We start from the raw sequence: 18153 nt of genomic DNA, 5'->3' as shown, positions 1-18153 counted from the left end.
ATCTCGCGGGCCACGCGCTGCACGCGCTGGCGCGTCTCGAATGCGATCTGCGGCGCATCGAGCAGCGCGCGGGAAACGGTGGTGACGGCAAGGCCCGTCATCTCCGCGATGGTCCGCAATGTGGGGCGGTCTGATCGGCGCGCCATGTCATCTCCTCCCGGTTGCCGCTGAACGGCCTTCGATGGCGCCGGATTCGCCAAAAACCGTCATTTCAATCGATATAAATTTATGTTTCCACACGGATGAGGTGAAAAACTCGGAAAAATTCCCCTTGGTTTTCAATGTTTTATCTCCTCCCGTCAAACAGGCAAGAATCTGATTGACCTGTATGGGATTTATAACGTTATAAATAGATAGATCGCAAAGGAGCAAGCGATCCCATTGGGAGGAGTATCATGACCATTCGCAAATTCGCCGCGCTGGCGGCGGGCACTGCCCTTCTTTCCATGGCCGCCGGCAGCAATGCCGTGGCCGAGGACACGGTTGAGGTTCTGCACTGGTGGACGTCTGGCGGCGAGGCCGCCGCGCTGAACGTTCTCAAGGAAGATCTGGAATCCAAGGGCGTCACCTGGCAGGACATGCCGGTCGCCGGTGGTGGCGGTGAGGCTGCCATGACCGCGCTGCGCGCCCGCGTCACCGCAGGCAACGCGCCGACGGCCGTGCAGATGCTTGGCTTCGACATCATCGACTGGGCCGAACAGGACGTTGTCGCCAATCTGAACGCTGTCGCCGAGGAAGAAGGCTGGGCCGACGTCGTGCCTGCTGCCCTCCAGAATTTCTCCAAATATGACGGCAACTGGATTGCCTCGCCGGTGAACGTCCACTCGACAAACTGGGTGTGGATCAACAAGGCCGCGCTTGATGCCGCCGGCGGCAAGGCGCCGGAGAGCTGGGAAGAGCTCGTCGCCGTTCTCGACAAGATGAAGGAAAACGGCATCACCCCGCTCGCCCATGGCGGTCAGCATGGCAGGACGCCACGGTGTTCGAGGCCGTCGTTCTCTCGCTCGGCAATGATTTCTACAAGGCCGCGCTCAACGATCTCGACCCGGAGGCGCTCGGCTCCGACAAGATGAAGGAAGCCTTCGACCGCATGGCGAAGCTGCGCACCTATGTCGACGACAATTTCTCCGGCCGTGACTGGAACCTGGCTTCGGCCATGGTCATCGAAGGCACGGGTGGCATGCAGATGATGGGCGACTGGGCCAAGGGCGAGTTCCTCAAGGCCGGCAAGAAGCCGGGCGAGGATTTCGTCTGCATCCGCTTCCCCGGAACCCAGGGCTCGGTGACCTTCAACTCCGACCAGTTCGTGATGTTCCAGGTCGGCGAAGACAAGCAGAAGGCGCAGCAGATGATGGCGTCTTCCGTGATGAACCCCGAGTTCCAGTCCGCCTTCAACGTGGTGAAGGGTTCCGTGCCCGCGCGCACCGACGTGCCGAACGAAGCGTTCGACGACTGCGGCAAGAAGGGCATGGCCGATCTGGCCGAGGCCAATGCCGGCGGTGGTCTGTTCGGCTCCATGGCCCATGGCCACGGCGCACCGGCTGCAGTGAAAAACGCGGTGAACGATGTGGTCACGCAGCACTTCAACGGCGAACTGACGTCTGAAGAGGCCGTCGAAGAGCTTCAGAACGCCGTCGCTGCCGCGCAGTAACGGCGGCAGCATCAGGGGCACAGGCGTACCCCCTCTGCCTTGCCAGGCATCTCCCCCTCAAGGGGGAGACTGGATGGCATCTATGGCTTCGCCAGCTGTAGATGGGAGTAGATGGGGCCGTGGTTGCAACTGCCAATCTCTCCCCCTTGAGGGGGAGATGTCCGGCAGGACAGAGGGGGTGCAACCACCCCACACCGTTGAACACGGAAAACCAGAATGAACCGTAATCGTCTGCAGGAGATCATCCCGCGCCTGGTGCTCAGCCCGAGCATGGCGCTGATCCTGATCTTCGTCTACGCCTTCATCCTCTACACGTTCTACCTGTCGATGACGGATTCGCGCATGCTGCCGTCCTATGGCTTCGTCGGGTTCGAGAACTACGAGAAGTTATGGAATTTGCGCCACTGGTGGCGGGCGCTCACCAATCTGGCGATCTTCGGTGCGCTCTACATCATCATCTGTTCCGTGCTCGGTCTCTTTCTGGCGATCCTGCTCGACCAGAAAATCCGTGGCGAAGGGTTCTTACGCCCCATCTATCTCTACCCGATGGCGCTCTCCTTCATCGTCACCGGCACGGCGTGGAAATGGTTTCTCGATCCCGGCATCGGGCTTGAAAACACCATGCATCAATGGGGCTGGGCAAGCTTCGAATTCGCCTGGATCAAGGACCGCACACTGGCCATCTACACGGTGGTGATCGCCGCCGTCTGGCAGTCGTCCGGCTTTGTCATGGCCATGTTTCTTGCGGGCCTTCGCGGCGTCGACAGCGAGATCATCAAGGCTGCGCAGATGGATGGCGCGTCCAATGTCACCATCTATCGCCGCATCATCATTCCCATGATGCGCCCGGTCTTCCTCTCGGCCTTCGTCGTGCTCGCGCATCTGGCGATCAAGTCCTACGACCTCGTCATCGCGCTCACCGGCGGCGGCCCCGGTCAGGCCACTGAACTGCCGGCCACCTTCATGTATTCCTACACCTTCACCCGCAACCAGATGGGCATTGGTGCATCGTCAGCCATCATCATGCTGGTGATGATCTTCTCGATCATCATCCCTATCTCTATTCCGAACTGAAACCGGGGGGGCAGAGATGAGCGCTGAGAAAACCGCAGGCGTCAGCGGCAACAGGCTTGCCCGCGCCGCAATCTATTCCGTCCTCATCGTCTTTGCGGTCTATTATCTCCTGCCGCTCTACGTGATGTTGGTCAATTCGGTGAAGCCGCTCGACGAGATCCGCCAGGGCAACATGCTCGCCCTGCCCGATGTCTTCACCTTCGAGCCATGGGCCAAGGCTTGGTCGAGCGCGCAGGTGGGCGTGCAGCCCACGGGTCTGAAACCTTATTTCTTCAACTCCATCCTCATGGTGGTGCCCGCCGTGGCCATCTCCACCATTTTGGGCGCGCTCAATGGCTATGTGCTCACCAAATGGCGTTTCAGGGGCGATGACCTCGTCTTCGGGCTCATTCTTCTGTCCTGTTTCATCCCCTTCCAGATCGCGCTCATTCCAGCCGCGCGCATTCTGGGGCTTCTGGGCATTGCCGGCACGACACAGGGACTGGTCCTGATCCACGTGGTCTATGGCCTCGGTTTCACCACGCTCTTCTTCCGCAATTACTATGCGGCGTTCCCCACGGAGCTTATCCGCGCGGCGCAGATCGACGGCGCGGGCTTCTTCCAGATTTTCAGGCGCATTCTCCTGCCCTCCTCCGCGCCCATCATCGTGGTCACGGTCATCTGGCAGTTCACCAATATCTGGAACGACTTCCTGTTCGGCGTTTCCTTCGGCGATTTCGATTCCCAGCCGATGACGGTGGCGCTCAACAACCTCGTGTCTTCGTCGGGCGGCGTGAAGGAATACAATGTCCATTTCGCCGGCGCGATCCTTGCCGCCCTGCCCACCCTGATCGTCTACATCGTCTCCGGACGCTATTTCGTGCGCGGCCTCATGGCCGGCGCCGTCAAAGGATAAGCCCATGGCCTTTCTAAAGATCGACACTCTCAGAAAATCCTTCGGCAAGGTGGATGTGCTGAAGGGCATCGACCTCGAAATCGAAGAGGGCGGCTTCCTGGTGCTCGTCGGCCCGTCCGGTTGCGGCAAGTCCACCCTGCTCAACACGATCGCAGGGCTTGAGCCCATCACCAGCGGATCGATCAGCATCAATGGCAAGGTGGTCAACGATCTCCACCCCTCGCAGCGCGACATCGCCATGGTGTTCCAGTCCTATGCGCTCTATCCAAACATGACCGTGGCCGAGAATATCGGCTTCGGCATGGAAATCCGTGGCATTGCCAAGGCGGAGCGCGACACGGCGATTGCGAAAGTGGCCGAAACGCTGCAGATCGGCGCGTTGCTCGACCGCAAGCCGAGCCAGCTTTCCGGCGGTCAGCGCCAGCGTGTCGCCATGGGCCGGGCGCTCGTGCGCGATCCGATGGTGTTCCTGTTCGATGAACCGCTTTCCAATCTCGACGCCAAGCTGCGCGTCGACATGCGCACCGAGATCAAGCGCCTGCACCAGCGCATGGGCACGACAATCGTCTATGTCACGCACGACCAGATCGAGGCGATGACACTGGCCACCAAGATCGCCGTTCTGAAAGACGGCGTTCTTCAGCAGTTCGGCACCCCGGCCGAGATCTACAACCGGCCCAACAATCTTTTCGTTGCCGATTTCATGGGCTCGCCCTCCATGAACCTCATCCCGGCGAAGGTGAAAGCCGATGGCAGCGATGTCGCCATTGTCATGGAGCGCGAGGATGGCGCGCCCCTGACCCTGCCGATGGCTGGAACGAATGGCGCGCTTGCAGGCCGCGACGGCAAGGAGGTGGTCTTCGGCATCCGGCCTGAAGCGCTGACGGACCCCGACAGCGCCGACCGCAATGCCCGGCAGGTCAGCGAACTTGACTGCGAGATCGAGGTGATCGAGCCCGCCGGTTCCGACACATTCGCGGTCACTCGGCTCGGCGGCCGTGAGATCGTCGCCCGGCTTCGCGCCGATGCACCCATCTCCGCCGGCCAGACCGCCCGCCTCGCCTTCAATCTCGACAAGGCGGTGCTGTTCGACCCGCAGACGCAAGAGCGGATCGGGTGAATCTGGCTGGGTATGTCGGAAACCGGATGTTTCAATCGTCTTGCAGTTAAGGCGCATACATTAGCCTGCAGGAGTGAAACGCCATGCCGGAAAAGCCAAAAGTGAAAGGCCCCGCTTCCTATTTCCCGTCCATCGAAAAGACCTATGGGCAGCCAATCGATCATTGGCTGTCCGTCATCGATAAAATGGGCGGCAAGAAACATATGGAGATGGTGGCGGAGCTCAAATCCGAGCATGGCCTCGGCCACGGCCATGCCAATGCGCTTGTCGCCTTCCACCGGGCAAAGAACGGGTCCTGACTACCCCTTCACCGCTCCTGCCATCATCGTGCCGCTGATCTTGCGATACATCACGAGCCCGAGCAGCATGGGTGGCAGGGCGCCCACCATCATCACCGCCGCTGCCACGCCCCATTGAACGCCGCCGCCCGACGCTGCGAAGAAGAACGACGCGCCGACCGTCACCGGAACCGCTTTCGAGGTGGTCAGCATCAGGCCGAACAGGAACTCGTTCCACGCGGTGATGAAACCGAAGATCATGCTCGTCACAAGGGCCGGCCGGCACACCGGGCCGACGATCTTGAACAGAATGCCCGTACGGCTCACCCCGTCGATCATCGCCGCCTCGTCCAGCTCGAACGGCACGTCCGAAATGGCGTTGACGAGGATGATCAAGACCAGCGGAATGTTGACGATGGTCATCACCAGCCCCAGGCCCAGCCGCGTGTCGAGCAGGCCCATGAACTGGAACATCATGTAGATGGGTATGGCGAAGATGACGAGCGGCACCGCCCGCAGATTCACGATCAACGGCAGAAGCGTCTTTTCACCAAACCGCCCGCGCACGATGGCATAGGCCGCCGGCAGCGCCAGCGCCACGGCCAGAAGCGTGCCCATGGCCGCCACGGCGAAGCTGTTGGTAAGGTATAGGAAAATATTCAGACGGTCGGAAACCGTCAGCACTGTCGCGTAATTTTCCAGCGTCGGCGCGTTGATCCAAAGGCCGGGATTGGTGGAGATTTCGCGCGCGCTCTTGAACGACGTTACCAGCGTGACGATAAGCGGAAAGTTCATGGCAAAGGCGGCAAGGGCGAACACGGCCCAGCGGATCGCGTTGAGCATCATCGTCTCCTGCGCCTTGCAAGGCGGTTGAGGCCGTAAAGCACGGCAAACGACACGGCAAACAGGATCACCGACGCCGCCACTGCCTTGCCGATGGCTGCCTGTTTGAAGAAGGCTTCATAGATATAGATCGAGAGCGAGGTGGTGGAGCCCCCTGCCCCGCTTCCGGTCAGCACATAGACATTGTCGAACACGCGAAACCCGTCGATGAAACGGATCAGAAGCGCCGCCGCCAGTGTCGGCAGCATCAAGGGCAGTTCGATGCGCCAGAAGCGGGCGAACCCCGTCGCGCCGTCGATCGATGCGGCCTCCCGCAGCTCCTCCGGGATCGCCTGATAGGCCATGTGAAAAAGCAGAAATGCAAACGGCGTCCATTGCAGCGTCTCGACCACAATCAGCGTCCAGAAGGCCGAGTTCGGTCCCAGAAACGCCGGGCTGTTGCCAAACCACGCCCACAGATAATGCGGCACCGGTCCGGCGAATTCATGCAACACAAGCCGATACATCAGCCCCATCAGCGCCGGTGCCACCATCAGCGGCAGCATCAAGATGGCAATCGGCCAGCTACGATCCTTGAAGAGCGGCGCGAGAAAGACGGCGAGCCCCAGCCCGATCAGGCATTCGAGAATGGCCGTCAGCAGACCGAAGCGCAGCGAAAACCAGTTGGCCCGCCAGAAACCGCTGTCGGTCAACACGGCGGCAAAATTGCCAAGCCCTGAAATCTCCGGGCTCCGCAGCGTCTCAAAGCTGATGTCGGAGACGGAGTAGATCAGGTTCACGATGGCCGGGAAGCCGAGACACACCAGCAGAAACGCCATCAGCGGCGTCGCAAGCAGCGTCCATTCAAGGCGATGGGTCGTTTCCATGGTGCGTCTTGGTCTGGTTTTCAGATCGGTTCGATGCTTGGCATCGGCCCCTCACCCTCTCCCGCAAGCGGAGAGAAGGTGCCGGCAGGCGGATGAGGGGCCAGCACCAGCCTTACTTCAGGAGATCCGCCATGCCCTTCTCGACATTGGCCAACGCCGTATCGAGATCCTGCTGGCCCGACCAGTAGCCTGTGAACTCCTTCGCCTGCAATTCGTAGATCGCAAGCGCGTTGGCCGATGCGCCGCCATTCATGACGTAGCCATAGGCACCGGCATATTCACCCAGCTGCACGAGGTCCGGCCGCTCTTCCGCAACAGCCGAAACCGCATCCGCCGAGAGCGCGGGCGCACCGCCCGCACGGGCGTAGATCAGGGCGGCTTCCTCGGTCGAGAGCCATTTCAGGAAGGCCTTCGCACCCTCCTTGTTTTCGGCACTCTTGTTGAGGCCAAGCCCCAGACCATGAATATGCGTGGCGCGGGCTTCCGGGCCCGCTGGCGGCGCAATCGTTGCCGTCACCTCGCCCACGGCGGGGGACTTTTCCGCATTGGTCAGGTCGGCTGCCGCAGCGTTCCACTGCACCATGGCCGCCACCTGGCCCGCCGCGTAGGCGGCATTCGCCTCGGCGAATTCATAGGAAAGGGAATCGCGCGGCGTCGCACCGGCATCATACAGCTTCTTGTAGAGCTCCAGCCCCTTGCGGAATGCCTCCGAGTCGACCGTGATCTTTCCATCGGCATCCATCCAGTCGCCGCCATAAGAGCGCGCGGTCGACTGCCACACCATGATGTTGAAGAGCAGGTTCTTCATCTGCAGAACCGTGCCATAGCGCGTCGGGCTGTCGGGGTTCACCGCCTTGGTGAAATAGAGCGCGGTCGCCGCATAATCGTCCCAGGTCCAATCATCCGGGTTCTTCGGCTCCATCGCCGTGCCCAGATGCTCCTTGCTGATGTCCGCATAGCGCGCCTTGGCATCGTCATCGCTCATCAGCGCGTCGATCAGGTCCTTGCGGTAATACATGAAATGGAGCGAAAGGTCGGTCGGCACACCATACTGTTTGCCGTCGAACTGCATGGTCGAAAGCACGGCATCGCCATAAAGCGCCTGCGCCTCGTCGGAAAGCTCCACCGGCTCCATGAAGGGCGCGTAACGGCCGATGGAATAGGTGGCGAGTAGGTTGAGATCGAACGCGTCCGAGCCTGCGGCAAGGTCCGCCTGCAACTTGTCCCAGAAGCCGTCGCGGTTGAAGAACAGAAGCTCGACCTTGTTCTCTTCGCTCACATCGTCCTTGGCGTTATAGGCGTCGGCGGCAGCGCGCAGCGCCGTTTCTTCCGGGCCGCCCGGCCAGCCGAGCACGGTCACTTCCGCATTGGCCGCCCCGGCATAAAGGCCGGCGGCAAAAACGCTGCCCAGAAGGGCGGCGGCAAATCGTGCAACAGGTTTCATTGTCATTCTCCCATTTATTGGTTTGTCTGGTTTTGGGTCTTGGTTTCACGTGCCAGGTCGGCGATCCCCACCACGCCGGCCTTGTCGCCGAGCCTCGCCGGCACAAGCCGGGGCCTCAGCCTTTCCGGCACATCGTTAAGATGCGCCTCGATGCGCGCCCGGTAGCCCGGCGCCAGCCCGATGCCACCGCCGATCACGATGCGCGCCGGGTCGAAGGTCAGTTGAATGTTGCGGCACAAAATGGCCGCGCGCCGTGCCGAAAGATCGAGAATGGCTTCGGCCCAGCTCTCGCCTTTCTCCGCTGCCGCAAAAACTTCACGCGCACTCGCGCCCGGCTGATGCGCCGCCGCCTCGGCGGCAATGAAATTCCCTGAGACATGATCTTCAAGCGCGCCATCGAAATCCTGCCCCTGTGTGAGGCCGAAATGGCCGGCGAGCCCGGTCCGCAGCTTGCCGTCCAGAACGACGCCGCCACCAATGCCGGTAGATATCGTCAGGAAAACGAGATCCCCCTCACCGTCACCATATCGATATTCGCCCCATGCGGCGGCCTGCGCATCATTGGCGGCGATGGCCGGTTTTCCCGAAAGGCCAACCACCGTCTGCAACAGCGGAAACCGGTCTGGAATGTCGAGCGTCCTGCGGTTGAGCGGCGACCAGAGCCCGTCATCGACAATGCCTGTCACCGCCACGCCAACGCAGTCATAAGCACCCTGCCAGTGCGCGATTCCGGCAAACAGCGCCTCAAGCCATTCGGCAGGCCCGCCCTCACCTTTCGGGGTCGGCATGGTCAGGCTATCGGCAACGGTCTCACCACGCACGAGGGCGGCGAGCATTTTCGTCCCGCCAATATCGAGCGCCAGAACCGTTTCCCTGTCGCTCATGCGCCCGCTCCCACCGCCTCGTCCATGTCGGCACGGAACCACGAGGTCACATGTTCAGGGCGCGTGATCGCCGAACCGACCACCACCAGCCGCGCGCCGGCCTGGAGCGCGGCGCTCGCATGGTGCGGCTGGCGGATGCAGCCTTCAGCGACCACATAGGGGGTCAGCGCGCGCATAGCGCTTATCAGGTCGAGATCGGGCTCCGTCGGCTCCGGTCCGCCCGTGTAGCCCGAAAGCGTCGAGCCCACCATTTCGGCTCCCTCATCCAGCGCCTGCCGCGCATCGAAAATGACGGAGCAATCGGCCATGGCGAGCTTTCCCGCTGTATGAATACGCTTGACGAGCTCGGCCGTCGGCACCGGCCGCGCGCGCTGTGTTGCGTCATAGGCGATCACATCCGCCCCTGCCGCCGCCAGCGCCTCCACATCCTCGATCCACGGCGTGATCCGCACAGGCGAATTGCCGAGATCCCGCTTCACGAGCCCGATGATGGGCGCGTCGGTCGCCGCCCGCACGGCATTCACATAAGGGGCAGATTCAATCCGCAATCCCTGCGCGCCGCCTGCAAGAGCGGCCAGCGCGAAGCCCACGACAAAGGGTGCCGTATCCATCGGCCCGCCTGTCACCGGCTGGCAGGAGACGATCAGACCGTTCTCAAGCGACTGAATGCTGTCTGTCACGCTTTCTCCCCCGTTTGCACAGGGCATCATAGGCAGATCAAATACCAGATAACAACCAGTTTTAAACTGGTATTATCGGTGCAACTCGATCACGAAATCATAGACGTCGCCGCGATATTTGGTCTGCGTGAATTCCACGATCTGCCCGTCTTCCAGAAAACAGCGGCGCTCCACCACCAGCAGGCTGGTGTCGGCAGGCGCCTCGAGCAGACGCGCCTCTTCCGGCGTGATCGGCGTCGATTGCATGCGCTGCACCGCGCGTACCGGCATGGCACCGCGTGCCTCCAGCGCCTGGTAGAGTGATGCGCCAACCGCTGCGGGTTTGGGCAGAAACCGCACGGGCAGAGCCGCCGTTTCGATGGCGATGGGCATGTCGTCGGCGGTGCGGATGCGCTTCAGACGCGCGATCTGGTCGCCACCCGAAATGCCCAGCGCCATCATCTCGGCGGGTGAAGGGCGCGCGGTTTCCTTGGAAATCCAGATACAGCCGGGCTCCAGCCCGCGCGAGCGCATGTCTTCGGAAAAGCTGGTCATGGTGGAGAGCGACTTTTCCAGCCGTGAGGAAACCACCGTCTTCGCGCCGTGCCGCCGGTGCAAAAGCCCCTCCCGTTCCAGATCCTCGATGGCGCGGCGTATGGTGACGCGCGACATGGATAGGGCAGCACACAGCGTGCGCTCGCTGGGGATCACCGCCCCCCGTTTCAGCCGCGAGGAATGAATGGCTTCCGCCAGCGCCATCTCGACCCTTCGATAGAGCGGTTCGGCGCTGTTGCCGCGCGCGATGTGCCCACGCATAAAGTCGAGAATTGCCGCTTCTTCCATCTCGGGTTCCTCTGGCCTGTCCTTGCCTGTCCATCATGGCAGATTTTTCACAGGTTTTGAACTGGTATTATTTTTTCCCTCATCTGGTGCCGTCATCCCACCGGGTGCATGAGGCCCATGCGGTCCATGTGGTTGGCCTGTTTCCATCGGATAAGTTGCCAAATGGCATTATCTATATTATTTAATGCCAAAAGGAGAAAAGCATGGCGCAGTTGCAGCCGGTCGATACCCGAACTCAGGAATTCCGCCCCGCACCGATAACGGATGACGAGGCAGCGGCGATGTTTCGCGCCACGGTCAATCTCTTCCGGCTGTGGGAGATCACCGATGAGCAGGCGGCCATCCTGCTCGATCTGCCATTGCGCACCTATCGGCGCTGGAAAGCGGAAGGGCCTGGCCGCATCGACCGTGATGGCCGGGCGCGGCTTTCGAACATGATTGGCATCCACAAGGCGCTGCGTCTCATCTTCCGCGAGCCCCAGCGCGCCTATCGCTGGATCTCCCGGCCCAATGAAGCCTTCGCCGGCCACACCGCGCTCGACATCATGCTGGGCGGCGAACTCACCGACCTGATGCGCGTGCGCCGCTATCTCGATGCCGAGCGGGGTGGCTGGTGACCGGCAGTGACACGCCGCCCCTCGCCTCCATCGACTGGCGTGGCGCGGTGCGCATCATCCGCAGCATCTATCCCCCGATCGACCTCTTCGAGGATATTGCCGATCCAGCCGACTGGCCTCTGCTCATTTCCGCCGAGCAGAAGACCAATCCGCGCATCATGGAAACCATCGGCAAGCTCGATCTCGTGCCGCCTGCGCGGCGCGTGTCGGGGCCGGGGGCCTCCTTTCTGATGGCGCCCTTCACCCATGTCAGTCCGGACCGGCCGAGCCGCTTCAGCGATGGACGTTTTGGCGTCCTCTATGTGGCGGCCTCTTTCGAGACCGCGCTGTTCGAAACCATCCACCACCATGCCCGCTTCATGGCGGCAACGGGCGAGCCCGCCGGCTGGACCTCCCAGTTCCGCGAGATCGTGCTCGACGTGAAGGCAGAGCTCCACGATCTGCGTGGTGGCGGTTTTGATGCAGCACTCGCCCCTGACAATTATGCCGAGGCGCAGGCGCTTGCCCTTGCTCTGCGCGCAGCCGGCTCCGAAGGCATTGCCTATCCAAGCGTGCGCCATCCGGGCGGCGAATGTGCCGGCCTCTTTTATCCGGACAGCGCGGCCAGCCCCGTGCAGGGCCGTCACATCGACTATCACTGGAATGGCGAGCGTGTGGATTTCTACCGCGATGCCGGCAGTGGCGCGGTGTTCCGGATCGTTTGAAAAGTACGCAAAAATGTCTTACATCTTGCAAGATCAAATGTCCTAACCCTAGGGACGTGCCATGCCGCGAATGCAAAATCAGAAAGAAGAGTCGATCACCTTCCGCATTGATGGTGAGACGAAGAATGCGCTTGCGCGTCTTGCCAGAAAAGACCGGAAATCTCTCGGTGCGCTGATGCGCGGTCTCGCTCTTGAGAAGATCGAACAGGACAGGCGCCGCCGGTTTGAGGAGGAGGCCGCGCGGCAGGCACGTGAAGCCGCCGCTGCCAGCCGGGTCTCGTCCGACGAGGCGGCGGTCATGCGTGAGCTGGAAGACGATCTATCTTCCTTTGGTGACGAATGGAAATAAGGCGCGGGGATCTGGTGACCATCGCTGTCGCCGGCGATTATGGCAAGCCGCGCCCCGCGCTTGTCGTGCAGGACGATGCCTTTGCCGAATTGCCGTCTGTGGTGGTTTTGCGGATCACCAGCGATGTGCATGAATGGCCGCTTTTCCGCATCACCGTCGCGCCCTCGCAGGAAAACGGCCTCAGGGCCGTCTCGCAGATCATGGTCGACAAGCCCGCGGCCGTGCCGGTGGCGAAGCTCGGACGCCGCATAGGCCATATCGAGACACCATTGCTGGCGGAGGTGGATCAGGCGCTTGCGCGTTTTCTGGGGGTATAACCCCCTCTCCCCTCACCCGTTGCGAAAGGCATAGCTGTAGCCGTTGATGGCCGGCACGCCACCGAGATGCGCGTAGAGCACTTTCGAACCTTCGCGAAAAAATCCCTTCTTCACCAGGTCGATCATGCCCTGCATGGATTTTCCCTCATAGACCGGGTCGGTCATCATGCCTTCAAGCCGCGCGCACAGGCGGATGGCGTCCTTCGTCTCTTCCGAGGGCACGCCATAGGCGGGGTAGGCGTAATCCTCGATCAGCACCAGATCGTCATCGGCAATCTCGCGGCCGAGCTCCACCAGCTTCGCCGTGTTGCGCGCGATCTCCAGCACCTGCGCGCGGGTCTGGTCCGGTGTGCCGGACGCATCGATGCCGATCACCTTGCGCGCCCGCCCGTCAGCAGCAAACCCGACCAGCATGCCGGCATGCGTGGAGCCCGTCACGGTGCAGACGACAATATAGTCGAAGGTGAAGCCGAGTTCTTTCTCCTGCGTGCGCACCTCTTCGGCAAAACCCACATAGCCGAGGCCGCCATATTTATGCACCGAGGCGCCGGCGGGGATCGCATAGGGCTTTCCGCCTTTCGCTTCCACGTCTTTCAGCGCGTTTTCCCAGCTCTCGCGGATGCCGATGTCGAACCCTTCGTCCACCATTTCGACATCCGCACCCATCACGCGGCTTAAGAGAATATTGCCGACCCGGTCATAGACGGCATCTTCATGCGGCACCCAGCTTTCCTGCACCAGCCGGCATTTGAAGCCGATCTTCGCCGCCGTCGCTGCAACCATGCGCGTGTGGTTCGATTGCACGCCGCCGATGGAAACCAGCGTGTCGGCACCTGAAGCAATCGCATCGGGCACGATATATTCCAGTTTGCGCAGCTTGTTGCCGCCGAAGGCGAGGCCGGAATTGCAGTCCTCCCGCTTGGCATAGAGCGAAACCCCGCCGCCCAGATGCGCGGAAAGGCGCTCCAGCTTTTCAATGGGCGTGGGGCCGAAAGTGAGCGGATAGCGTTCGAATTTCTCCAGCATGGCAGGCCTTTCGATGATGTCTGATCTGCGGCGAGCCTAGCCGAGAAATTGCGGAATGTGCTTTCAGATTTAAGCATCAGATTGCTTATGAATCGCAGACGTGACCTAATAGCTGATCCATTTTCCAATTCGATAGGATTCTGAATGGAAGAATCTTCCATCGAGAGTAATCTTGACCGCACCGACATGCGCATTCTCCGGCATCTGCAGCGCGATGGCCGGCTGAGCAATGCCGATCTGGCAAAGCTTGTCGGCGTCAGTGCCGCCACCTGCCACCGCCGCACCGAACGGCTTTTCAGGGAGGGCTATGTGCGCGGTGTTCATGCGGTGGTCGCTCCGCAGTCGGTCGGGCGCGGGGCCCTGGTCATGGTTGGTGTGGTTCTCGACCGTTCCACGCCGGAGAGCTTTTCCGCCTTCGAAGCGGCGATCCGCAAATTGCCCTTCATTCTCGATTGCCATCTGGTGGCTGGCGATTTCGACTATTTTCTCAAGATCCGGGTGCGCGACATGGCCGATTTCAACCGGCTGCACGGCAGCCAGCTGATCGCCCTGCCCGGCGTGCGCCAGACGCGCACCTTTTTCGTCATGAAGGAGGTGGTGGACGGCGCTGCACTCGATTTCTGAGCGCCGCGCCGTCCGTATCGTTCCTATCGGCGTTTCAGCACGTCCACGATGGCTGCACTGACATCCTTCAGCGCCCCATTGCGCGTTTCAAAATCCACATCCGTGTCGGAAATGAAGATTGAGACGAGGAAGGGCGCGCGCCCGGGCGGCGTCACCATAGCCACCAGATTGCGCGTGTGGCTTCCCGCGCCGGACTTGTCGGAAATCGCCCAGTCTTTCGGCAGGGAGGCGCGCATCAGGGCGCCGGTCACGCCGCCATGGCTCATCCATTCAATGAGTTGCGTGCGCGAGGCGGGTTTCAGCACATCGCCCAGGAGCAGGGCATGCCAGGTTTCGGTCATGGCTGCCGGCGTCGTCGTGTCGCGCGGGTCACCGGGCGCAAAGGCGTTGAGCTTCGGTTCCAGCCGGTCGAGGCGGCTGACGGGATCACCGATGCTGCGCAGGAAGGCGGTGACCGCCTTCGGTCCGCCCAGCCTCCCGATCAGGAGGTTCGCTGCCGCATTGTCGCTGATGTCCAGTGTAGCAAGGCAAAGATCTGCGATCGACATAGCCTTGCCCACATGCTTCTGGGTCACCGGCGAATAGGAAACGATATCGAACTGGCGAATGGGCAGGGTCTGATCGAGGGTCAACATTCCCTTGTCCAGCTCGGCAAGCACGCCGCCGCAAATTAGCGCCTTCACCGTGCTGTTCATCAGAAACCGTTCTTCCGCGCGGTGGCTCCAGCGCCAGTCCGAACCGGTGTCGCGGATCACGATGCCCACCCGTGCGCCGAGCGTGCTTTCAATTCGCTCGACTGTCTGGGAGAGCGTCGCAGCGCCCTCGTCTGCGCTGGCGGGGCCGAAAAGCGACAGGCCGAGCGCGAGCCCTGCCGCGAAGCGCGACAGAACAGATGTCAGTTTACGCATGTCTTGTTCCTTGTTCATGCCGGCTGGCGTTTGCCTGTCAGCCGGCGGAGGAGCCCCGCAATGCCCTTGCATGACATCAGACAATGTCATGACAACCCTATATTTCGGCTTGCCTTTGCCCCGCAAACGACAAATGATCAGGGACATCATTAGATAAAGTAATATCAATGGACAGAGCCGATATTCCGCTCAATGCGCTGCGCGTGTTCGAGGTCGCCATGCGGCAGGGCAGTTTCACCAGGGCGGCGGAGGAACTGCGGGTCACGCAGGCCGCCGTCAGCCACCAGATCGCCCGGCTGGAGGATAGGCTCGGCGTCGCGCTTTTTCTGCGGGCGTCCGGCGGGCTAGTGCCGACCGATGAGGGGCGCCTCCTCTATCCCGTGCTGGAACACGGGCTCGACGGCATTGCCCGCACGCTGTCCCGCATCACCGGGCGGCGCGATGTGGAGCTCCTGAAGATCGGCGTGAACACCACCTTCGCGCTCGGCTGGCTGTTGCCCAGCTTGCCGCCTTCGAGAACGCCCATCCGGAGGTCGACCTGCGCATCTCCACAAACAACAACCGCGTCGACATTCTGCGTGAAGGGCTCGACATGGCGATCCGCTTCGGCAATGGCAGCTGGACCGGAAATGATGCGGTCCCGCTTGTCGCAGCACCCATGGCGCCGCTCTGCGCGCCGTCCCTCGCGCTGCGTCTATCGGAGCCTGCGGATCTGGCCCAGATGGTTCTCTTAAGAAGCTATCGCAGTGCCGAATGGCCCGGCTGGTTCGAGGCGGCGGGCACACCCTGCCCGCCCGTCACCGGCCCGGTGCTGGATTCCTCCATCGCCTTGGCGCAGCTTGCCGCTGAGGGCGCGGGCGTCGCGCTTCTGCCGGTTGCCATGTTTGCCCGCCAGATCGCCGAGGGCAGGCTGGTTCAGCCCTTCGGCACGATGGTCTCTGCCGGCCGCTATTACCTCACCTGGCACTCGGACCGGCCGCAGACAAACGCGATGGCGCGTTTCCGGCAATGGGTCATTAGCGAGTGTGCGCGCGCCACCTGAACCGCGGCATCACCGCCCCTCATAGCGCGGCGTCCGCCGCTCGATCCACGCACCGAGCCCCTCATGCACGTCGCGGGTCACAGCCATTCTGGCAAACTGTTCGCTCTCGATCTGCAGCCCCTCCGCAATGGTGGTGTTGAGCCCGCGCGTCACCGCATGGAGGATACGCGCGCTCGCCAGTGGTGAATGGCGCGTGATGCGTCCGGCGAGCTCGAAGGCCGTGTCGAGAAGCGTCTCATGGGGAACGACCCGGTTGACGATGCCCACCTCGCACGCGCGCTCGGGGCAGAAGGGATCGCCCGTGAGCAGATATTCGAGTGCCCGCTTGCGTCCGGCCAGTCTTGGCAGGCGCTGCGTGCCGCCGAAGGTGGGCGGGATGCCGATGTTGATCTCCGGCTTGGCGAAGAGCGCCCGCTCGCTCGCGATCGCCAGATGCACGGCCTCGGTGATCTCGCAGCCGCCGCCGAAGGCAAGCCCGTTCACCGCCGCGATGATGGGCTTCGGAAACGCCTCCATGCGCGACGTCATCGCCTGCCCGCGCCGCACGAAATCGCGCATCGCCACATCCACGCCGTCCTTGATGCTTTGCGAAAACTCATGGATGTCGCCGCCGGCCGAGAAGGCCCGATCCCCCGCCCCTGTCAGGATCACCGCCTTGATGGTCTCATCCTGCTCGATCTGATCCAGCAGCTCCATGAGCCTGTCATTGGTCGCGTAGTTCAGGGCGTTGAGCTTTTGTGGCCGGTTGAGCGTCAGCAGCGCGATCTGGCTGCGCTTCTCAAAAAGCACTGTGCTGGTCGACATGTCATCCTCCGATGCCTTTGCAGAAACCTGCATCCGGGCTAACATCAAACACCAATTATATAAACTCACTAGTCAGTGTAGATTGCCATGCCCAGAGACGCCGCACAAACCCGGGAAAAAATCGTCAAAACGGCCAGCCGCCTGTTCTATGGCAAGGGTGTGCGCGCCGTCAGCATGGACACGGTGGCCGAGAAGGCGGGCCTCACCAAGAAGACGCTCTATTATCATTTCCGCAGCAAGGACGATCTGGTCACCGCCTATCTCGCCTCCCGCGACCAGCCCAATCTCGACCTCTTCGCCGAATGGTTTGCGCAGGCGGAGGGTCCGCTTCCCGAGCGCATCCGCGCCATCTTCGACAACATCGCCAAAGGTGCAGCAAGCCGCCGTTGGAAGGGCTGCGGTTTCCTGCGCACGGCGGCCGAACTGGTCGAGACACCGGGCCACCCGGCGGTGAAGCAGGCCTCGGCCCACAAGAAGCGGCTTGAGGCCTGGCTAGCCGAGGTGATTGCCGCCGAACAGCCCGACCACGCGCCGCAGCTCGCGCGCCATGTCCTGCTTCTGCTCGACGGCGCCTTTTCCACCATGCTCGTGCATCACACACGGCCTATATCCGCAGCGCCGGCGAGGCGGCTGCGGCGTTGCTGCGCGGAAAGGGTTTTATGTCAGCCGTGTCAAAAGCCCCGCCATAAGCTGCGCGCGCTCCACCAGGCTGTCGGTCTCGATATATTCGCCGAGCGTGTGCAGCCCCGCCCCGCGCACGCCGATGGAATCGAGCGTCGGGATGCCGAGCGCGCCGGTGAAATTGCCATCCGAGCCGCCGCCGGCGCTGGCATGGGTCAGCTCGAAGCCGATTTCGCCGGCAATGCCGCGCGCCAGTTCATAAACCGCCATCGTGCCGGCATCCGGCTCCCACACCGGCCGCGTCACGCCGCGCGTCACCTCGATCACCACGTCGTTTTCCTCGCCCGAAAGCGCCAGCATGCGCTCCACGCCATGGTCGAGATCGGCCTGGCGCTTGGCCATGGAAAGCACTTCCGCATCGCAGGTGGACGACACGCAATTCACCCATTGCCCCGCATGGATCACACCGACCGAGAAGGTGCAGTCCTCGCCTGTCATGCTTTCGATCTCCAGCACCTTGCGCGCCATGGCGGCGATGGCGGAGCGGCCATCCTTGAGCGCCCAGCCGGCATGGCTCGGCCGGC

General features: G+C 62.0%; 19 protein-coding genes and 4 pseudogenes. 12 read left to right on the top strand and 11 right to left on the bottom strand.

What is annotated here, in order from left to right:
• Nucleotides 1-146 (bottom strand): LacI family DNA-binding transcriptional regulator (locus JCM21793_RS28920; protein WP_155983480.1); only part of this gene is annotated, 146 nt, incomplete at its 3' end.
• Nucleotides 147-395: 249 nt separating this feature from the next.
• Between JCM21793_RS28920 and JCM21793_RS28915 the strand changes: the two are divergent.
• The 5 genes and pseudogenes from JCM21793_RS28915 (at nucleotide 396) to JCM21793_RS18390 (ending at nucleotide 5039) form a co-directional block, all read left to right on the top strand.
• Nucleotides 396-1651, top strand: a pseudogene (locus tag JCM21793_RS28915) (ABC transporter substrate-binding protein).
• Nucleotides 1652-1867: 216 nt separating this feature from the next.
• A pseudogene (locus tag JCM21793_RS26910) lies at nucleotides 1868-2745 on the top strand (carbohydrate ABC transporter permease).
• The gene (locus tag JCM21793_RS18400; RefSeq protein WP_025031298.1) at nucleotides 2742-3620 is read left to right on the top strand and encodes a carbohydrate ABC transporter permease; all 879 of its coding nucleotides are present in this window, start codon (nucleotides 2742-2744) and stop codon (nucleotides 3618-3620) included. The pseudogene JCM21793_RS26910 and the gene JCM21793_RS18400 overlap by 4 nt, the downstream one beginning before the upstream one ends.
• Nucleotides 3621-3624: 4 nt before the next feature.
• On the top strand, nucleotides 3625-4740 hold the full coding sequence (locus tag JCM21793_RS18395) for an ABC transporter ATP-binding protein (protein WP_025031297.1): 1116 nt from the start codon (nucleotides 3625-3627) through the stop codon (nucleotides 4738-4740).
• 83 nt (nucleotides 4741-4823) lie between these two features.
• A complete protein-coding gene (locus JCM21793_RS18390; protein WP_025031296.1) occupies nucleotides 4824-5039 on the top strand; it encodes a DUF4287 domain-containing protein in 216 nt (71 codons plus the stop codon).
• On the opposite strand, the gene JCM21793_RS18385 is transcribed toward JCM21793_RS18390, so the two are convergent.
• The 6 genes from JCM21793_RS18385 to JCM21793_RS18365 form a co-directional block, all read right to left on the bottom strand.
• The gene (locus tag JCM21793_RS18385; RefSeq protein ID WP_025031295.1) at nucleotides 5040-5861 is read right to left on the bottom strand and encodes a carbohydrate ABC transporter permease; all 822 of its coding nucleotides are present in this window, start codon (nucleotides 5859-5861) and stop codon (nucleotides 5040-5042) included.
• Nucleotides 5861-6727 carry a carbohydrate ABC transporter permease gene (locus JCM21793_RS18380; protein ID WP_025031294.1) on the bottom strand — a complete coding sequence of 289 codons (867 nt, stop codon included), beginning with the start codon at nucleotides 6725-6727 and terminating at the stop codon, nucleotides 5861-5863. Before JCM21793_RS18380 ends, JCM21793_RS18385 begins: the two co-directional genes overlap by 1 nt.
• 112 nt (nucleotides 6728-6839) lie before the next feature.
• Complete coding sequence (locus JCM21793_RS18375) at nucleotides 6840-8171, bottom strand: extracellular solute-binding protein (RefSeq protein WP_025031293.1); 1332 nt, start codon at nucleotides 8169-8171, stop codon at nucleotides 6840-6842.
• Nucleotides 8172-8185: 14 nt separating this feature from the next.
• Nucleotides 8186-9055, bottom strand: a complete 870-nt coding sequence (locus tag JCM21793_RS31560) for an ROK family protein (RefSeq protein WP_036540806.1) — start codon at nucleotides 9053-9055, stop codon at nucleotides 8186-8188.
• On the bottom strand, nucleotides 9052-9735 hold the full coding sequence (locus tag JCM21793_RS31555) for an N-acetylmannosamine-6-phosphate 2-epimerase (protein ID WP_036540809.1): 684 nt from the start codon (nucleotides 9733-9735) through the stop codon (nucleotides 9052-9054). The genes JCM21793_RS31560 and JCM21793_RS31555 overlap by 4 nt, the downstream gene beginning before the upstream one ends.
• 72 nt (nucleotides 9736-9807) lie before the next feature.
• Complete coding sequence (locus JCM21793_RS18365) at nucleotides 9808-10557, bottom strand: GntR family transcriptional regulator (RefSeq protein ID WP_007007311.1); 750 nt, start codon at nucleotides 10555-10557, stop codon at nucleotides 9808-9810.
• Nucleotides 10558-10760: 203 nt separating this feature from the next.
• Here JCM21793_RS18365 and JCM21793_RS18360 point away from each other — a divergent pair, with 203 nt between their 5' ends.
• From JCM21793_RS18360 to JCM21793_RS18345, 4 genes are all read left to right on the top strand, one after another.
• A complete protein-coding gene (locus tag JCM21793_RS18360) occupies nucleotides 10761-11174 on the top strand; it encodes an MbcA/ParS/Xre antitoxin family protein (RefSeq protein WP_007007312.1) in 414 nt (137 codons plus the stop codon).
• Entirely contained in the window at nucleotides 11171-11878 is a 708-nt protein-coding gene (locus JCM21793_RS18355; protein WP_025031292.1) for an RES family NAD+ phosphorylase, read from the top strand. Before JCM21793_RS18360 ends, JCM21793_RS18355 begins: the two co-directional genes overlap by 4 nt.
• 70 nt (nucleotides 11879-11948) lie before the next feature.
• Complete coding sequence (locus JCM21793_RS18350; protein ID WP_210164483.1) at nucleotides 11949-12227, top strand: hypothetical protein; 279 nt, start codon at nucleotides 11949-11951, stop codon at nucleotides 12225-12227.
• On the top strand, nucleotides 12218-12544 hold the full coding sequence (locus JCM21793_RS18345) for a type II toxin-antitoxin system PemK/MazF family toxin (protein ID WP_086008133.1): 327 nt from the start codon (nucleotides 12218-12220) through the stop codon (nucleotides 12542-12544). The genes JCM21793_RS18350 and JCM21793_RS18345 overlap by 10 nt, the downstream gene beginning before the upstream one ends.
• 12 nt (nucleotides 12545-12556) lie before the next feature.
• Here JCM21793_RS18345 and JCM21793_RS18340 read toward each other — a convergent pair whose 3' ends face one another.
• Nucleotides 12557-13570, bottom strand: coding sequence for a 1-aminocyclopropane-1-carboxylate deaminase (locus JCM21793_RS18340; protein WP_025031289.1), 1014 nt, complete (start codon nucleotides 13568-13570; stop codon nucleotides 12557-12559).
• Between the two features lie 144 nt (nucleotides 13571-13714).
• On the opposite strand from JCM21793_RS18340, the gene JCM21793_RS18335 reads away from it, so the two are divergent.
• Nucleotides 13715-14194 carry an Lrp/AsnC family transcriptional regulator gene (locus JCM21793_RS18335; RefSeq protein WP_007007316.1) on the top strand — a complete coding sequence of 160 codons (480 nt, stop codon included), beginning with the start codon at nucleotides 13715-13717 and terminating at the stop codon, nucleotides 14192-14194.
• 23 nt (nucleotides 14195-14217) lie between these two features.
• Here the strand turns inward: JCM21793_RS18335 and bla are convergent, their stop codons facing one another.
• Entirely contained in the window at nucleotides 14218-15102 is an 885-nt protein-coding gene (gene bla / locus JCM21793_RS18330; protein WP_025031288.1) for a class A beta-lactamase, read from the bottom strand.
• A 167-nt stretch (nucleotides 15103-15269) separates the two neighbouring features.
• Here bla and JCM21793_RS31550 point away from each other — a divergent pair.
• Nucleotides 15270-16144, top strand: a pseudogene (locus JCM21793_RS31550) (LysR family transcriptional regulator).
• Between the two features lie 9 nt (nucleotides 16145-16153).
• Here the strand turns inward: JCM21793_RS31550 and JCM21793_RS18320 are convergent.
• On the bottom strand, nucleotides 16154-16948 hold the full coding sequence (locus tag JCM21793_RS18320) for a crotonase/enoyl-CoA hydratase family protein (RefSeq protein WP_025031287.1): 795 nt from the start codon (nucleotides 16946-16948) through the stop codon (nucleotides 16154-16156).
• A gap of 87 nt (nucleotides 16949-17035) precedes the next feature.
• Here JCM21793_RS18320 and JCM21793_RS28910 point away from each other — a divergent pair.
• Nucleotides 17036-17637: pseudogene (locus JCM21793_RS28910) on the top strand (TetR/AcrR family transcriptional regulator).
• Here the strand turns inward: JCM21793_RS28910 and JCM21793_RS18305 are convergent.
• The coding region (locus JCM21793_RS18305; RefSeq protein WP_025031285.1) for a M20/M25/M40 family metallo-hydrolase at nucleotides 17606-18153 on the bottom strand (548 nt) is incomplete at its 5' end. The pseudogene JCM21793_RS28910 and the gene JCM21793_RS18305 overlap by 32 nt on opposite strands.

It is taken from the genome of Nitratireductor aquibiodomus NL21 = JCM 21793 (assembly GCF_000615975.1).
GTDB classification, from domain to species: domain Bacteria; phylum Pseudomonadota; class Alphaproteobacteria; order Rhizobiales; family Rhizobiaceae; genus Nitratireductor; species Nitratireductor aquibiodomus.
Note: the sequence above shows the minus strand (reverse complement) of the source record. Positions and strands in the feature narration are given on the sequence as shown.

Bases quoted from the DNA above. Each gene is read 5' to 3' on its own strand.
- JCM21793_RS18350 (WP_210164483.1), top strand. From the start codon at position 11,949: ATGCAAAATCAGAAAGAAGAGTCGATCACCTTCCGCATTGATGGTGAG.
- JCM21793_RS18380 (WP_025031294.1), bottom strand. From the start codon at position 6,727: ATGGAAACGACCCATCGCCTTGAATGGACGCTGCTTGCGACGCCGCTG.
- JCM21793_RS18320 (WP_025031287.1), bottom strand. From the start codon at position 16,948: ATGTCGACCAGCACAGTGCTTTTTGAGAAGCGCAGCCAGATCGCGCTG.
- JCM21793_RS18360 (WP_007007312.1), top strand. From the start codon at position 10,761: ATGGCGCAGTTGCAGCCGGTCGATACCCGAACTCAGGAATTCCGCCCC.
- JCM21793_RS18390 (WP_025031296.1), top strand. From the start codon at position 4,824: ATGCCGGAAAAGCCAAAAGTGAAAGGCCCCGCTTCCTATTTCCCGTCC.
- JCM21793_RS18365 (WP_007007311.1), bottom strand. From the start codon at position 10,557: ATGGAAGAAGCGGCAATTCTCGACTTTATGCGTGGGCACATCGCGCGC.
- JCM21793_RS31560 (WP_036540806.1), bottom strand. From the start codon at position 9,055: ATGAGCGACAGGGAAACGGTTCTGGCGCTCGATATTGGCGGGACGAAA.
- JCM21793_RS18395 (WP_025031297.1), top strand. From the start codon at position 3,625: ATGGCCTTTCTAAAGATCGACACTCTCAGAAAATCCTTCGGCAAGGTG.
- JCM21793_RS18340 (WP_025031289.1), bottom strand. From the start codon at position 13,570: ATGCTGGAGAAATTCGAACGCTATCCGCTCACTTTCGGCCCCACGCCC.
- bla (WP_025031288.1), bottom strand. From the start codon at position 15,102: ATGCGTAAACTGACATCTGTTCTGTCGCGCTTCGCGGCAGGGCTCGCG.
- JCM21793_RS18335 (WP_007007316.1), top strand. From the start codon at position 13,715: ATGGAAGAATCTTCCATCGAGAGTAATCTTGACCGCACCGACATGCGC.
- JCM21793_RS18375 (WP_025031293.1), bottom strand. From the start codon at position 8,171: ATGAAACCTGTTGCACGATTTGCCGCCGCCCTTCTGGGCAGCGTTTTT.
- JCM21793_RS18385 (WP_025031295.1), bottom strand. From the start codon at position 5,861: ATGCTCAACGCGATCCGCTGGGCCGTGTTCGCCCTTGCCGCCTTTGCC.
- JCM21793_RS18345 (WP_086008133.1), top strand. From the start codon at position 12,218: ATGGAAATAAGGCGCGGGGATCTGGTGACCATCGCTGTCGCCGGCGAT.
- JCM21793_RS18400 (WP_025031298.1), top strand. From the start codon at position 2,742: ATGAGCGCTGAGAAAACCGCAGGCGTCAGCGGCAACAGGCTTGCCCGC.